14 protein-coding genes and 1 pseudogene are annotated in these 15,275 nt (G+C 63.3%); 11 read left to right on the plus strand and 4 right to left on the minus strand.

Annotation, left to right across the window (positions count from 1 at the left end; all coding sequences use genetic code 11):
* Positions 1–63 precede the first annotated feature (63 nt).
* The 3 genes and pseudogenes from IR187_RS16120 to IR187_RS16125 form a co-directional block, all read left to right on the plus strand.
* A pseudogene (locus tag IR187_RS16120) lies at positions 64–177 on the plus strand (translation initiation factor IF-1); the annotation flags it as partial.
* Between the two features lie 49 nt (positions 178–226).
* Positions 227–355 carry a hypothetical protein gene (locus IR187_RS17045; protein WP_267463799.1) on the plus strand — a complete coding sequence of 43 codons (129 nt, stop codon included), beginning with the start codon at positions 227–229 and terminating at the stop codon, positions 353–355.
* A 50-nt stretch (positions 356–405) separates the two neighbouring features.
* A complete protein-coding gene (locus IR187_RS16125; protein ID WP_194955596.1) occupies positions 406–627 on the plus strand; it encodes a hypothetical protein in 222 nt (73 codons plus the stop codon).
* 12 nt (positions 628–639) lie between these two features.
* Here IR187_RS16125 and IR187_RS16130 read toward each other — a convergent pair whose 3' ends face one another.
* Positions 640–2,082 (minus strand): aspartate aminotransferase family protein, encoded by a 1,443-nt coding sequence (locus IR187_RS16130; RefSeq protein WP_407699096.1) that lies wholly within the window; start codon positions 2,080–2,082, stop codon positions 640–642.
* Positions 2,083–2,116: 34 nt separating this feature from the next.
* Here IR187_RS16130 and IR187_RS16135 point away from each other — a divergent pair, with 34 nt between their 5' ends.
* From IR187_RS16135 to IR187_RS16170, 8 genes are all read left to right on the plus strand, one after another.
* Positions 2,117–3,463, plus strand: coding sequence for a glutamine synthetase family protein (locus IR187_RS16135; RefSeq protein WP_194955597.1), 1,347 nt, complete (start codon positions 2,117–2,119; stop codon positions 3,461–3,463).
* Between the two features lie 14 nt (positions 3,464–3,477).
* Positions 3,478–4,746, plus strand: coding sequence for an NAD(P)/FAD-dependent oxidoreductase (locus IR187_RS16140; protein ID WP_194955598.1), 1,269 nt, complete (start codon positions 3,478–3,480; stop codon positions 4,744–4,746).
* Entirely contained in the window at positions 4,743–6,086 is a 1,344-nt protein-coding gene (locus IR187_RS16145) for an aspartate aminotransferase family protein (protein ID WP_194955599.1), read from the plus strand. Before IR187_RS16140 ends, IR187_RS16145 begins: the two co-directional genes overlap by 4 nt.
* Before the next feature lie 7 nt (positions 6,087–6,093).
* Complete coding sequence (locus IR187_RS16150) at positions 6,094–7,485, plus strand: glutamine synthetase family protein (RefSeq protein WP_194955600.1); 1,392 nt, start codon at positions 6,094–6,096, stop codon at positions 7,483–7,485.
* Positions 7,486–7,576: 91 nt separating this feature from the next.
* Positions 7,577–8,683, plus strand: coding sequence for an ABC transporter substrate-binding protein (locus IR187_RS16155; RefSeq protein ID WP_194955601.1), 1,107 nt, complete (start codon positions 7,577–7,579; stop codon positions 8,681–8,683).
* 137 nt (positions 8,684–8,820) lie between these two features.
* Positions 8,821–9,726 (plus strand): ABC transporter permease, encoded by a 906-nt coding sequence (locus tag IR187_RS16160; protein ID WP_324187716.1) that lies wholly within the window; start codon positions 8,821–8,823, stop codon positions 9,724–9,726.
* The gene (locus IR187_RS16165; protein ID WP_194955603.1) at positions 9,726–10,568 is read left to right on the plus strand and encodes an ABC transporter permease; all 843 of its coding nucleotides are present in this window, start codon (positions 9,726–9,728) and stop codon (positions 10,566–10,568) included. The genes IR187_RS16160 and IR187_RS16165 overlap by 1 nt, the downstream gene beginning before the upstream one ends.
* Before the next feature lie 2 nt (positions 10,569–10,570).
* Positions 10,571–11,701 carry an ABC transporter ATP-binding protein gene (locus tag IR187_RS16170; protein WP_194955604.1) on the plus strand — a complete coding sequence of 377 codons (1,131 nt, stop codon included), beginning with the start codon at positions 10,571–10,573 and terminating at the stop codon, positions 11,699–11,701.
* Positions 11,702–11,804: 103 nt separating this feature from the next.
* On the opposite strand, the gene IR187_RS16175 is transcribed toward IR187_RS16170, so the two are convergent.
* The 3 genes from IR187_RS16175 to IR187_RS16185 all read right to left on the minus strand — a co-directional run bounded on the left by IR187_RS16175 (position 11,805) and on the right by IR187_RS16185 (position 15,065).
* Entirely contained in the window at positions 11,805–12,746 is a 942-nt protein-coding gene (locus IR187_RS16175) for a DUF808 domain-containing protein (RefSeq protein WP_194955605.1), read from the minus strand.
* An 18-nt stretch (positions 12,747–12,764) separates the two neighbouring features.
* Positions 12,765–14,138 (minus strand): aspartate aminotransferase family protein, encoded by a 1,374-nt coding sequence (locus tag IR187_RS16180; protein ID WP_194955606.1) that lies wholly within the window; start codon positions 14,136–14,138, stop codon positions 12,765–12,767.
* A 186-nt stretch (positions 14,139–14,324) separates the two neighbouring features.
* Entirely contained in the window at positions 14,325–15,065 is a 741-nt protein-coding gene (locus IR187_RS16185) for a gamma-glutamyl-gamma-aminobutyrate hydrolase family protein (RefSeq protein ID WP_194955607.1), read from the minus strand.
* Positions 15,066–15,275: the final 210 nt, after the last annotated feature.

Consider the following 15,275-nt stretch of genomic DNA (forward strand, 5'->3'; position numbering starts at 1 on the left):
AAGGGCAAAGTCGCACTCATCGCGGGCGGCGGCAAAAATCTGGGCGGCCTTGTCGCCCGCGACGACGCGGTGCGCGTCGAAATGACACCCTATGACCTAACCAAAGGCCGCATCATCTATCGTGATCGCGGCGCCGGTCCGGCCGGTAGCGGTCCGCGCAAGGGTAACCGGCGCTGACCCACGAAAACAATAATATAATTGAACACAGGATAATATGAACTTAGTTTTGAACAGATTCCCTTCCCTTCTCCGCCCCTATGCCGCGATCAACGCGCCGGCGCGGAAATCTATCCGGCGATCACCGACCCTGTCGCAAAGCGAATTGCGCCGCCTGATCGCCCAGATGATCGACTGAACACACTCAGACCGACTGCCTACCCCACCCCAGAGCTAAGGATATCCGCCATGTCGAACACCAGTGACTTCTATCAGGCTCAGGCCGATAAATGCGCCGTCGACGCGGCGGCCAGCACCTTGTCGCAAGTTCGCGACCGCAATTTGCGTGCCGAACAGGCGTGGCGCACGATGGCCGAACGTCTGGTTCAGACCGAAGCGACGCGCGCGCGGCAGGTCGCTGCAGCGGCGGCGCGCGCCGACGCGATCCGCGTCGATACTGACGCGGGGTAACATTCCGCGGCGTCAGTCGATGTCGGCCAGCAATTCCGAGATTTTTCCGAATATCTCGTCGATCTGGGTTTTTTCTACGATCAGCGGCGGCGACAAGGCAATGATATCGCCGGTCGCGCGCACCAAGAGACCGTTGTCGAAACAGGCATGGAACAGTTCCATCGCCCGCGCCGTCGGCGCGCTGGCGCGGGGTTCCAGCTCGATTCCGGCGACGAGCCCGATGGTGCGAATGTCGATAATGTGGCGCCGCCCTTTCAGGCTGTGCGCCGCATCTTCCCAATAGCCGGCGAGCTCAGTCGCCCGGTCGAACAGGCCGTCGCGCGCGTAGAGATCGAGCGTCGCCAGCCCCGCCGCGCTGGCCAGCGGATGCCCCGAATAGGTGTAGCCGTGGAACAGCTCGATGCCGCCGGGTACGCTTTCGATCACCGCGTCATGCAGCTCGCGCTTTACCGCCACCGCGCCCATCGGCACCGCGGCATTGGTCAACCCTTTTGCCATCGTGATGATATCGGGGGTCACGCCCCATTGCCCGGCTGCGGTCGCGCCGCCGACGCGGCCAAAGGCGGTGATGACCTCGTCAAAAATAAGAATGATGCCATGCCGGTCGCATATCTCGCGCAGCCGCTGAAGATAGCCGACCGGTGGGATCAGCACGCCGGTTGACCCCGCCATCGGTTCGACAATCACCGCCGCGATCGTCTCGGCGCCATGCAGATCGACGAGGCGCTGGAGATCGTCGGCCAGTTCGGCGCCATGTTGTGGAAAGCCGCGCGTGAAGGCGTTGCGCGCGATGTCGTGCGTGTGGCGCATGTGATCGACGCCCGGCAGCCCGCCGCCGAATGCGCGCCGGTTGTTGACCAACCCGCCGACACTGATCCCGCCAAAGCCGGTTCCGTGATAGCCCCGCTCGCGCCCGATCAACCGCGTGCGCGTCCCCTGTCCCTTTGCGCGCGGGATCGCCAGCGCGATTTTCAGCGCCGTATCAACTGATTCGGACCCGCTGTTGGTGAAGAATATCCGGTCGAGACCGTCGGGCATCAGCGCCGCCAGCCGCTGCGCCAGCTCGAACGGCAGCGGATGGCCGAGCTGAAAAGTCGGCGCAAAATCGAGCGTCGCGGCTGCCTTGGCAATGGCGTCGGTGATTTCGGGGCGGCAGTGGCCTGCATTGCTGCACCACAGTCCCGACGTCCCGTCGAGGATTTCGCGCCCGTCACTCGACCGGTAGTACATGCCGCTGGCCGATACGAGCTGGCGCGGTTTGGCCTTGTATGCCCGGTTGGCGGTGAACGGCATCCAGAACGCCGCCATTGGATCATTTTCGCCCTTCACCGCCACTCTCCCGCTCAGCCGAACCGCCGCATAGTGACCGCCGCGCGCGACAGTGGCAACGGCGAAAATGGCCGATAACGGCCCCTCTGGCGCTCTGCTCCACTTCACGATAGGCTGGCGGCGCACAACCGGGCCAGCTCCTTGGCCCAATCGGGGGCTCATGTCAGTCAATCTGGAACAATGGATCAGCGACCATAAAATCGACGAAGTCGAATGTATCGTTCCCGACATCAACGGGGTTCAACGCGGCAAGGTGCTGCCCGCCAAGAAATTCCTGTCCTCGGTCAAGGACAAGTCGCTGCGCATTCCGGGCAGCGTGTTCATCTGCACGATCGACGGTCATTATCCCGAGGACATCGACGACATCTGGGACAAGGACCCCGACAAATATCTGATCGCCGATCCCGACACGATCTGCGTCGCGCCGGGTTTTACCTCGCCGACCGCCTTCGTGATCGCCGACGCCTTCAACGGCGACGGCAGCGAGGTCGACATCGCGCCGCGCACGATCCTGAAAAAGGTGCTGGGCCTCTACGCCGAGAAGGGCTGGAAACCCATCATCGCGCCCGAGGTCGAATTTTACCTCGTCTCGCAGAACACCGACCCCGATTTCCCGTTGACCCCGCCGGTTGGCCAGTCTGGACGCAGCGAAAGCGCGAGTCAGCCTTACGGGCTGGAGGCGATGAACGAATATGAGGATATCATCGATCACATCTATGACGATTGCGAGCTGATGGGGCTCGATATCGACACGATGATCCACGAAATGGGCGCGGCGCAGCTGGAGGTCAATTTCGAACATGGCGATCCGCTGCGGCTCGCCGACGAAGTTTTCCTGTTCAAGCGCGTCGTGCGCGGCGTCGCCAAGCAGCACAATGTCTATGCAACCTTCATGGCCAACCCGATGGCCGGCCAGCCGGGCAGCGCGATGCACATCCACCAGTCGGTGGTCGATGCCGCCACCGGCAAAAACCTGTTCTCGACCGCCAACGGGCGCGACAGCGCGGCGTTCCGCTCCTATGTCGCCGGGCTGATCCGCTTCATGCCGCAAATCGCGCCGCTGTGGGCGCCGAACGTCAACAGCTTCCGCCGCATGCGTCCCGACAGCGCGGCGCCGATCAATGTCCAATGGGGGGTAGACAACCGCTCGTGCGGTTTCCGCGTTCCCGTGTCGGACAAGCATAACCGCCGCGTCGAGAACCGGCTACCCGGCGCCGACAGCAATCCCTATCTGGCGATCGCCGCGTCGCTGGTGTGCGGTTATATCGGCATGGTCGACCGCATGGTGCCGCCCAAGCCGATCGCGGGCAGCGCATACAACCGCGCCCGCACCCTGCCCCGCACGCTGGAGGCCGCGCTCGACCGGTTCAGCTCGTGCAAAAAGGTGCGCAACCTGCTCGGCGACGATTTTTTCGAAATCTTCTATGCGGTTAAGGACTATGAGCTGTTCAACTATCAATCGGTGGTGTCGAGCTGGGAGCGCGAACATCTGCTGATGCGGGTCTGACCCGCGGCCCGGCCATGACCGACCCGCTCACCAACAGCTATTACGCCGCGACCGCGCAATCGTGGCGTTCCGCATATGCGATGGATGAAGACCTGTCGTTCGACGTTGCCGTGATCGGCGGCGGCTTCACGGGACTGGCCGCCGCACTCGCCTGTGCCGAGCGCGGCTTTTCGGTGATTCTGATCGAGCGCGAGCATATCGGTTTCGGCGCGTCGGGGCGCAATGGCGGACAGTTGATCCCCGGCCTGCGCTGGTCGGCGTCAGAGCTGGAGACCGAATTCGGCCGCGAGCGCGCCGATGCCTTGTTCGACCTGTGCTGGCGCGACAACCGGGTGGCGGCGCGGATTGCCAAGCACGGCATCGATTGCGACCTGAAATCCGGTCATCTCGAAGCGGCGTGGACGCCGAAGGATTTCGATTCCCTGCGGCGCGAGGCGGAATATCTCGCTCAGCGCTTCGGCTACCAGAGTGATGTCGTTGCGAAAGCGGATATGCCGAACCATATCGCCAGCCCGCTCTATCACGGCGGCATATACGATCCGCAGGGCGGCCATTTCCATCCGCTGAACTATGCGCTCGGATTGGCGCAAGCTGCCGAAGCTGCGGGTGTTTGCATCTGGGAAGGTCAGCGCGCCTACGAGATCACTGACATGTCCGATTGCCTTGCTGTGATAACCGATCGCGCGCATATCGCCGCGCGATACGTCATCGACGCGACCGATAGCTGGATCGGCCATGTCGAACCCGACCTTGGCCGCTACACCGTGCCAATCATGAACTACAACATCGCGACCGCGCCGCTCGCGAATGCCGATGCATTGCTCCCCAGCGACGCTGCGGTCGCCGACAGCCGCTTCGTCCTCAACTATTTCCGCCTGTCGGCCGACATGCGCCTGATTTTCGGTGGCGGCGAGCGCTATTCGCAGACCCCGCCGCGCGACATCGCGGCGTTCGTGCGGCCCTTCATGGCGCAAGTCTTCCCGCAGATCGCCGATGCGAAGATCGACTATGGGTGGGGCGGCGCCGTCGCGGTGACGATGAACCGGTTGCCGCATATCGGGCGGCGCGGAAATGTCTTTTTCGCTCATGGTTTCTCAGGTCATGGCGCGCTGGTAACGACGCTCGCGGGCGAGTTGATTGCCGAGGCGATGGCGGGGACCGCCGAGCGCTTCGATGTACTCGCCAATCTGCCCAGCCGCCCCTTCCCGGGCGGCAAATGGCTGCGCCAGCCGCTCGCGACCTTGGGACTGCTCTACTACGCGATGAAGGACAAGCTCGGATGATTTCGGGCGCCGCCATCGCCCGTGTCGCGGCACATGAGGCCGAGCGCTTCCGCGCCGCCAACCCCCGCGCATTGGCGCATCAGGCCGCGGCAACCGGGTGGTTCCAGTCGGTGCCTTTCCACTGGATGACGGACTGGCCCAGCCCGGTACCAATCGTCGCGGCGGCGGCAAAGGACGCGACGCTGACCAGCACCGACGGGCAGACCTACGACGACTTCTGCCTCGGCGACACCGCCAGCCTGTTCGGTCACTCGCCCCCTGCCCTTGCCAGCGCTTTGGCGAAGCAAGCGAGCGAGGGGCTGAGCTACATGCTTCCAACCGAGCGCGGCGCCGCACTATCCGCACGGTTGGCGGCGATGTTCGGCCTGCCTTTATGGCAGGTCACGACGACGGCGAGCGAGGCCAATCGTGCGGTCATCCGCTGGTGCCGCGGGATCAGCGGGCGCGCCAAAATCCTGATCTTCAATGGCGCCTACCATGGCGCGGTTGACGACGCGTTCGTCGATCTGAATAACGGCCAGCCCGTCATGCGCGCCAGCCTTATCGGGCAGGTTCATGACCTGCGCGACACGACCACCGTGATCGAGTTCAACGATGAAGACTCCCTCGCCGCCGCGCTGCGCGGCGGCGACATCGCGTGTGTTCTCGCCGAGCCGGTGATGACCAACGTCGGCATGGTCCGCGATGCGCCGGGATTTCTCCAAACGCTCCGCACCCTCTGTAACGAGACCGGCACCCTGCTGGTGTTCGACGAGACGCACACCATCTCGTCGGGCTATGGCGGCCATGGCGTCACTCAAGGCCCGAAGCCCGACTTGATGGTCGTCGGCAAGTCGATCGGCGGTGGCGTTCCGTGCGCAGTCTATGGCTTCACCGCCGCCGTCGCAGCACAGATGACAGCGCTCAACCAGTCGCGCCCAGCGGGTCACAGCGGCATCGGCACGACATTGTCGGCCAACGCGCTCGCGATCACCGCGATGGACGCGATGCTGTCAGACGTCGTAACCCCCGCCGCCTATGATCATATGCTGCGCGGCGCCGCGCGCCTTGTTGCCGGGCTGAAACAGGAAATCGCCGCCGCCGATCTCGACTGGCACGTCACCCAGGTCGGCGCCCGCGTCGAATTCCTCACCTGCCCCACCCCGCCGCGCAATGGCGGCGAGGCAAAGGCGGCGATGCAGCCCGCCCTTGAAGCGGCGATCCACCTGTTCCTTGCCAACCGCGGGATTTTGCTGGCGCCGTTCCACAATATGATGTTGGTGAGCCCGGTTACCGGCGACGACCAGATCGACCGGTTGGTGAGCGGCTTTGCCGACTGTACCAAAGCGCTGAAGGAGTAGAGGGGCGATGTCGAAATCATCGGGCGTGATCGCGCCGCGATCGGAGGCCGAAGCCTTTTTCAAGGCCAATCCCGATATCGATTCGATCGAGATGATCTACACCGACATGGGCGGCGTGCCGCGCGGCAAACGGCTGCGCCAGCATGAGGTGATGGCGGTGTATGAAAGCGGCCGCATGTTTCCCGGCTCGATCACCGTCGTCGATATCACCGGGCAGGACACCGTCGAAACGGGGCTGGTGTGGGAGGACGGCGACGCCGACCGATCAATGAAGCCGATCCCCGGCACCCTCGTCCGCACCCCGTCGGGCGGCGACCATGCCGCGCAGTTTCTCGTGGATTTTTACGAACTCGACGGCACCCCGCACGATCTCGATCCGCGCCATGTGCTCGGCCGCGTGGTCGACCGTTTCACCGCCGACGGGCTGACCCCGGTTCTCGCGGTCGAGCTGGAATTCTACCTCGTCGATCCACGCCGTGCGCGCGACGGTACGGTGCGCCCCGCCCGCCCCGGCTATAGCCGCGACACGCCGCGCAACGTCGAGGTCTATGGCCTCCGCGAGCTCGACGATTTCCGGCCCTTCTTTGACGCGCTTTATGCCGCGACCGACGCGCAGGACATCCCGCTCGAAAGCGCGATCTCCGAATTTGCGCCCGGCCAGTTCGAGCTGACCTTGCGCCACAAGCCCGACGCGCTGCGCGCCTGCGACGATGCAATCATGTACAAGCGACTCGTTAAGGCGGTCGCGCAGCAGCACGGCCTCGAAGCGACCTTCATGGCCAAGCCGTTTGCTGAGCAGGCGGGCAGCGGCATGCATATCCATGTCTCGGTCAACGACGGCAACGGAACCAACATCTTCGCCAGCGACGATCCCGAAGGCACCCCGGCGCTACGCCACGCGATCGGCGGCATGATCGCGACCGTCGGCGATGCCTTTGCGCTCTTTGCCCCGCACGCCAACAGCTATCGCCGCTTCAAGGCGAACAGCTACGCGCCGGTCGCGCCGACCTGGGGGGTCAACAACCGCACCGTGTCGTTCCGCATCCCCGCCGGGCCGCCCCCCAGCCGTCATGTCGAGCATCGCGCCTGCGGTGCCGACGCCAATCCCTATCTTGCGGTCGCCGCGGTACTGGCGGGCATGCACCACGGCATGACGACACGGGCCGACCCCGGTGCCGCGGTTGTCGGCAACGGCTATGACCGCGACAGCAGCGGCGACGACAAGCCGCCGTCGAACTGGTTCGCCGCGGTCGACCGCTTCCACGCCTCCGGGCTGATGCGCGACTATCTCGGCGACCGCTTCGTCGACATGTTCAGCATCGTCAAACGGGTCGAACAGGATAATTATTTCAGCGTCGTCCCGACGCTCGATTACGATTGGTACCTGCGCAACGCATGAAAGTTTCAAGAAATCTTGGTGCAGCGCAAAAAACCACTTCCCAATCGCGCGTGATTGAGTCAGCTTGACGTCACAGACAGGGAGGCTCGCGATGGATTTCAACGAACTGATCAAACAGACCCGCGGGCGCCGCTCGCTGCTTCAGGCGATGGGCGTCGCCGCGATCGGGATCAGCTTCGGCGGCCTCGCGGCGTGCAGCAAGGGCGAAGGCAAAAAGCTCGCGAACGGCGAGGAAGCCAAGCTCAACTTCTACAACTGGGATACCTATATCGGCGAGACGACGCTCGACGATTTCAAGGAAGCATCGGGCGTCAACGTCAAGATGGACCTGTTCGACAGCAACGACGTGCTGTTTGCGAAGTTCAAGGCGGGCAACCCGGGCTACGACGTCATCGTGCCGTCGAACGACTTTGTCGAACGCATGGCGCAGGCGGGGATGCTCCAGACGCTCGACCATGCCGCGATCCCGAATATGAAAAATATCGACCCGACCTTTATCGATGTCGATTATGACCAGGGGCGCAAATTCTCGATGCCTTACACTTGGCTCGCGCTTGGTATCGGCTATCGCAAGTCGAAGGTGAAGGCGAAACCCGACAGCTGGAAAGCCCTGTTCGACAGTCCCGAATATGCCGGCCGCATCGCCTGGCTGTCCGAGGCCGGCGACATGTTCCGCCTTTACGGCAAATATCTGGGCAAATCGGTCAACGCGCTGACCCCCGCCGACATCGCCACGATCGAGGCGATGATGATCAAGCAGAAGCCCAATGTGAAGAATTTCCATGTCGACGACGGGCAGGATCTGCTGCTCAAGGGCGATGTCGACCTGGTGCTCGAATATAATGGCGACATCGCGCAGGCGATGACCGAGGACGACGACATCGATTTCGTCGTGCCGAAGGAGGGCAGCCAGCTCAATTCGGACAATCTGTGCATTCCGAAGGGCGCGCCGCATCCCAAGAACGCGCACGCCTTCATCAATTATATCCTCGACGGCGAAGTCGACAAGAAGATCACCGAAACGATCCTCTACCCGACCCCCAATGCTGCGGCGAAGGCGCTCATGCCCGACAGCTACAAGAACAACCCCGTCATTTACCCACCCGCCGACGTGCTGGCGAAATGCGAATATGCCAAGTTCAATCCGACCTTGCAGCCGTTGTTCGAGGAAGCCTTTACGCGGGTTCGCGCGGCGTAATCGAATGCTCTTTCCCTTCGTCATTGCGAGCGCAGCGAAGCAATCCAGAGCGTGCGTAAACCGCTCTGGATTGCTTCGCTGCGCTCGCAATGACGGGGATTGTTGCTGACACGGAATTCAGAGGAGGCAATCGGGGGGTGGCCGAACAGGACTGGAAGACGAGCAAACGGACTTTCGCGGCGGTGTCGCTGCCGACCTTGTTCTGGTTGATCGCGTTTTTTCTCATCCCGATGTTCATTGTCTGGCAGTACAGCCTTGGCGAGAAGGTCGGCGAGACTGGCTTCGACTTCTCGGGCACCCTCGACAATTACAAGCGCGCCACCGAATGGCTCTACCTCACCATTTTCGGCAAGAGCTTTGCCGTGGCGGCGCTTGTCACCCTCATCTGCCTGATCGTCGGTTTCCCGGTCGCAATGGCGATCACCTTTGCCAGCGAGAAGTGGCGGCCGTGGCTGCTGCTCGGCATCATGCTGCCCTTCTGGACCAACCTGCTGATCCGCACCTATGCCCTGATGATGCTGCTCGGGACGCAGGGGTTCGCCAACAAGGGGCTCGGCGCGCTGTGGGAAGGAACCAGCTGGCTCAAGACCCTCGTCGGCCTGCAACCGCTGCCGACGTGGGAGCCGGTGCAGCTGCTCTTCAACAATTTCGCGGTCGTCTTTGGCCTCGTTTATGTCCACCTGCCCTTCATGGTGCTCCCCCTTTATGCGGCGCTCGACCGCCTCGACCGCAGCCTGATCGAGGCGAGCCTTGACCTTGGCGCGGGGCATTTCCGCACCATAATGCGCATCGTCGTGCCGCTGGCCGCGCCCGGGATCATCGCCGGGGTGATGATCACGCTGATCCCCGCGCTCGGTGCCTACCTCACTCCCGACCTGATGGGCGGCACCGACAGCCAGATGATCGCCAACGTCATCGAACGCCAGTTCAAGAAAGCCAATGACTGGCCGTTCGGCGCCGCGCTGTCATTCCTGCTGATCTATGCGATGTTCATCCTGATCGCGATCCAGTCGATGCGCAAAAAAGTGCCGGAGGTCCGCTGATGGCCCTGTTCGCTCGCACCCCCGTCGCCCCGCTCGAATATAGCCGCACCTTGTGGATGCGGCTGTGGGTCGGGGCGGTGATGGTGTTCCTCTATGCGCCCCTGGTCGTGCTGATGATCTTCAGCTTCAACGACAGCAAACGCAACGTGGTGTGGCGCGGCTTCACCACCAAATATTATGAAAAGGCGCTCGGCAACGACCAGCTGGTCGAGGCGCTGATCAACTCGCTGACCATCGCGGCGTTCGCGACGCTGGCCAGCCTCGTCCTCGGCACGCTCGCCGCGGTGATGCTGTGGCGGTTTCGCTTCCCGTGGAAGGGCGCGATTGATGGCACGATCTCGCTGCCGATCATTGTCCCCGAAATCTGCCTTGGCGTCGCTTTCCTGATGTTCTTTGCCGCGGTGGGCTGGCCGACCGATCTGGTGTGGCCGTTCAACCTCGGCGCGATCACCATCGCGCACATCACCTTCTGCTTTCCCTTCGTGACGATGGTCGTCCGCTCGCGGCTCGCGAGCTTCAACCGCGAGCAGGAGGAAGCCGCCAAGGATCTGGGCGCCAGCGAGGCGCAGGTGTTCCGCGACGTGCTGGTCCCGCATATCAAGCCCGCGCTCGTTGCGGGTGCCCTCCTCGCCTTCACGCTCAGCCTCGACGATTTCGTTATTACCTATTTCACCAGCGGCCCCGACACGATCACCTTCCCGGTAAAGGTCTATTCGATGGTCCGCTTCTCGGTGACGCCCGAGGTCAATGCGGCGTCAACCCTGCTCATCATCCTGACCGTCATCCTGACCTTCATCGCGCTCAAGGCCCAGGGCGTGAAAGCCATTGCGGAAACCCACTGACCATGACCGAACCCGCCAAACCGATCATCCAGATCCAGAATGTCTCGAAACGCTTTGGCAAGGTGACCGCGGTCGACAATGTCAGCCTCGACATCAACGCCGGCGAGTTTTTCGTGCTGCTCGGCCCGTCAGGCTGCGGCAAGACCACCTTGCTGCGGATGATCGCGGGTTTCGAACTGCCGACTGAAGGGAGGATATTGATCGACGGGCAGGACATGGCCGGCATCCCGCCGAACAAGCGCCCGGTGAACATGGTGTTCCAAAGCTATGCTGTGTTCCCGCACATGAGCGTCGCCGACAATGTCGCCTATGGCCTCAAGATCGCCGGGGTGAAAGGTGGCGAGATCAAAGACCGCGTCGCCGAAGCGCTCGAACTGGTCAAGCTTGGCGGTTTTGGCGAGCGCATGCCCGACCAGATGTCGGGCGGCCAGCGCCAGCGCGTCGCGCTCGCGCGCAGCCTGGTGATGCGACCCAAGGTGCTGCTGCTCGACGAACCACTCTCGGCGCTCGACGCCAAACTCCGCGCGCAAATGCAGTTTGAGCTGTCGGAGCTTCAAGAAAAGGTCGGCATCACCTTCGTCACCGTCACCCATGATCAGGACGAGGCGCTGTCGATGGCGTGCCGCATCGGGGTGATCAACAAGGGCGAAGTGGCGCAGCTTGCGACGCCCTCGGACCTCTACGAATATCCCGCCAACCGCTTCGTCGCCGATTTCGTCGGATCGGTGAATATTTTCGAGGGCAAGCTGACCCTCGACGAGCCCGACAAGGCGGCGGTCGATTGCCCGGGGGTCGGCAAGATTTATCTCAACCACGGCGTCACCGGGCCGCACGGCGCCGACGTCTGGATCGCACTGCGCCCCGAGAAAATCTATTTGCACGTTCCGGGTGAAGGCAAGGCGGTGAAAGCCGCGGCGCAGGACGCCCCCGACGGTTACAATTTCGCGCGCGGCAAGATCAAGGGCATGAGCTACCTCGGCGACATCACCCTGTTCGAGATCGAACTCGACGGCGGCGCCCGCATCCGCGTCTCGCGGCCGAACCTGTCGCGCCACGATCAGGAAGATTTCACCTGGGACGACCGCGTCAGCATGCACTGGCGCGCCGACAGTCCGGTGGTGTTGCTGGGGTAACCCCCCTCTTTGCGTCATTGCGAGCGAAGCGAAGCAATCCAGGGAGGTTTACGCGACTCTGGATTGCCGCGTCGCCTTCGGCTCCTCGCAATGACGCAGAAGATTAGTGCGCCGCCGCCTTTTTCCCCGGCACCAGATGCAACCCGGCGACAATCAATCCGCCGAGCAGCAACCCGAACACCCCTGCCCCGCCCGCATTGATCAACCATTCCCAGAAACCGGCACCCGGCAGCCCGCCCGCGACCGCATGTGCGAAATCGTGGAGGCCATGACCCAGATTACCGATATGATATTGATCCAGCCCATGCAGGAATATCTGCCCGCCGACCCACAGCATCGCGGCAGTGCCGACCACCGCCAGCGTCGCGAGCAGTTTGGGCATGAAATTGACGAGTCCGCGTCCGATGGCGCGCCGTGCCACCGAACCGGCCTTGGCCATATGCAGGCCGATATCGTCCATCTTCACGATCAGCCCGACCACGCCGTAGACCGCCACTGTGATCGCGATCGCAACCACGATCAGCGTCGCCGCACGCATCGCCAAAGGCTGGTCAAGCACTTCGTTGAGCGCGATCACCATGATTTCGGCCGACAGGATGAAGTCGGTCCGGATCGCACCCTTGACCATGGTCTCCTCATGGTTCGGATCGACCACCTCGGCAGCTTTTTCGGCGAGGTTGTGCTTCTTTGCCGCAAAGCTGTGCCAGACCTTCTCGGCGCCCTCAAAGCACAGATAGGCGCCGCCAACCATCAGCAGCGGCGTGATCGCCCATTGCGCCACCGCCGACAACAGTAACAGCGTCGGCAGGATCAGCACCAGCTTGTTGAACATCGAGCCCTTGGCGATGCGCCAGATGATCGGCAGTTCGCGGTTCGGCTGGAATCCCGTGACATAGCGCGGCGTCACCGCGGCATCATCGACCACCACGCCCGCGGCCTTGATCCCGGCTTTCGACGCGGCAGCGCCAATGTCATCGACGCTGGCCGCCGCGACTTTGGCGATTGTGGCGACGTCATCGAGCAGGGCAAAAAGGCCGGAAGGCATAGCGTGTCGATCTTTCGGTCAGAGCCCGCGGAGTCGCGGCATCACCTCATCCAGCGATTTGCGGATGATGGCAATCATGTCGTCGATCTGTTCGGTCGTGATGACCAAAGGCGGACACATAACCAGGCTGTCGCGGATCCCGCGCACCATGAGGCCGTTCGCGATGCACGCATCGCGCGCCATCGGCCCCGCCGTCCCCTCGGCACCACCGAAGCGCGCGCGCGTTCCCTTGTCTGCAACGATCTCGACCGCGCCGAGCAGGCCGATCAAGCGCGTTTCGCCGACCAGCGGATGATCGTTCAGCGTCGCCAGCGCCTTGGCCAGATGCGGGCCGGTGACGCTGCCGGTGCGCTCGACGAGGCCTTCGCGCTCGATGATCTCGATATTCTTCAGCGCGACCGCTGCGGCCACCGGATGCCCCGAATAGGTGAAGCCATGGACAAAATCGCCGCCGGTCTTGAGCACCTCGACAACGTGCGCCGCGACCGCAGTGGCCGAGATGGGCAGGTAACCCGACGACAGCCCCTTTGCCATCGGCATCAGATCGGGCGTGAAGCCCATCGTTTCATGCCCCCACATCTTGCCGGTGCGCCCGAAACCGCAGATCACCTCGTCGGCGACGAGCAGCAGACCATATTTGCGCACCACCGCCTCGACCTTCGGCCAGTAATCCTTGGGCGGGATGATCACTCCCCCCGCTCCCTGCACCGGCTCGCCGATGAACGCGGCGCAGTTTTCAGGTCCGACTTCCAGGATCTTGTCTTCGATCGCCTGCACACACGCGTCGCAGAATTCCTCCTCGGTCATCCCCTGCCCTTCGTTAAAGGCATAGGGCTGGCGGACATGCTCGACCCCGGCGATCGGCAGGTCGCCCTGCGCGTGCATCGCCTTCATCCCGCCCAGCGAAACCCCCGCGACGGTCGAGCCGTGATAGGCGTTCCAGCGGCTGATAAAGACGGTGCGCTTGGGCTCGCCCTTCAGCTTCCAATAATGGCGCACCATGCGGAATACCGTGTCGTTCGCCTCGCTGCCCGAGGCGTTGAAAAAGACATGCGGCAGACGGTTGCCGGTGAGCGAGGAAATCTTTGCCGCCAGCGTCACCGTCGGCGGTGTCGCGGTCTTGAAGAAGGTGTTGTAAAAGGGCAGTTCACGCATCTGCGCCGCCGCCGCCTCGACCAGTTCCTCGCGGCCATAGCCGACATTGACGCACCACAACCCCGCCATCCCGTCAAGGATGCGGTGGCCGTCGCCGTCATGGATATAGCAACCCTCGGCATGGGTAATGATGCGGCTGCCGCCGAGTTTTTCGATCTCGGCCCAGTCGGCCTGCGCGGGCAAATGGTGCGCGACGTCGAGGCGCTTGAGTTCGGCGATGTCGTGATTGCGGGGCATGTGTTTCTTCCTGACTCCCCTCCCTTTCAGGGAGAGGTTGGGGGGGGGTAGGACGGTCGAGGGAAGAGCGCTCGCCTGCGGCGAGCAACCCACCCCTAGCCCCTCCCTTTCAGGGAGGGGAATCCCCCGATCAGGGCGAGAAACTAATTCGCGCGAGATAGCGGTCGTAACGGGTGACGCGGCGGTTCATAATCCGCCTCTTAACGCGCGACCCAGCAGCTGGAAATAGGTCTGGCTTTCGGCGTTGTCGTCGGTCGCCCATTCGGGGTGCCATTGCACCGCGAGCAGCGGCGCGCCGTTCGGGCGCGCGCTATAGGCCTCGACCAACCCGTCAGGGGCGCGTGCCTCGACCGCCAGCCCCGCGGCGAGTTCGCCGACGCCTTGATAATGGACCGAGTTGACGTCAAGCGATGCCGAGCCATAGGCGGAGGCCAGGATGCCGCCCGCAACCAGATCGACGCGGTGACGATGGTCGAACATCGCATCGAAATCCGTGCCGTCGGGGGCGTGGTGGTGCAGCAGTTCCTTGCTCGCCGATGTGTCGCGGCGCAGCGTGCCGCCCAGCGCGACGTTGATTTCCTGAAAGCCACGGCAGATGCCGAACAGCGGCCGCTGCGCCGCGATCACCGCTTCGACCAGTTCGATCATCATTCGGTCACGGTCGGGATCGAACGGCCCCTCACCCGCCCCCGCATCGCCATAGCGCGCCGGTTCGACATTCGACGGCGTGCCTGTCAGCAGCACCCCGTCGAGCCGCCCGACAACCTCGTCCGCGCGCATGAAATCGGGGAGCGAGGGGATAATCAGTGCCGCGCAATCGGCATATTGCATCGCCGCGGTCGCATAGCGGTTGATGACCGTCTGTGCGATCTCCGTACCAACGGAGCGGTTGCAGGCGATGATGCCAAGGACGGGACGCGCGGCCATGCTGCATTGCTGCCGATTTTTGCGGGGCTACGCCAGCGAAATGTGCGGTATTTGTCGTGGCCGCTTTGGGGGTGGGAAGCTGTCATAAGATCCTCCCCATCGACTTGCGATGGGGAGGTGGCAGCCCGCAGGGCTGACGGAGGGGTCGAGCGCGCAGCGCTCGCTGACGCTCGCGGCCCCTCCACCACCGCTTCGCGGCGGTCCCCCTCC

It is taken from the genome of Sphingopyxis solisilvae, assembly GCF_015475875.1.
Classification (GTDB): Bacteria; Pseudomonadota; Alphaproteobacteria; order Sphingomonadales; family Sphingomonadaceae; genus Sphingopyxis; species Sphingopyxis solisilvae.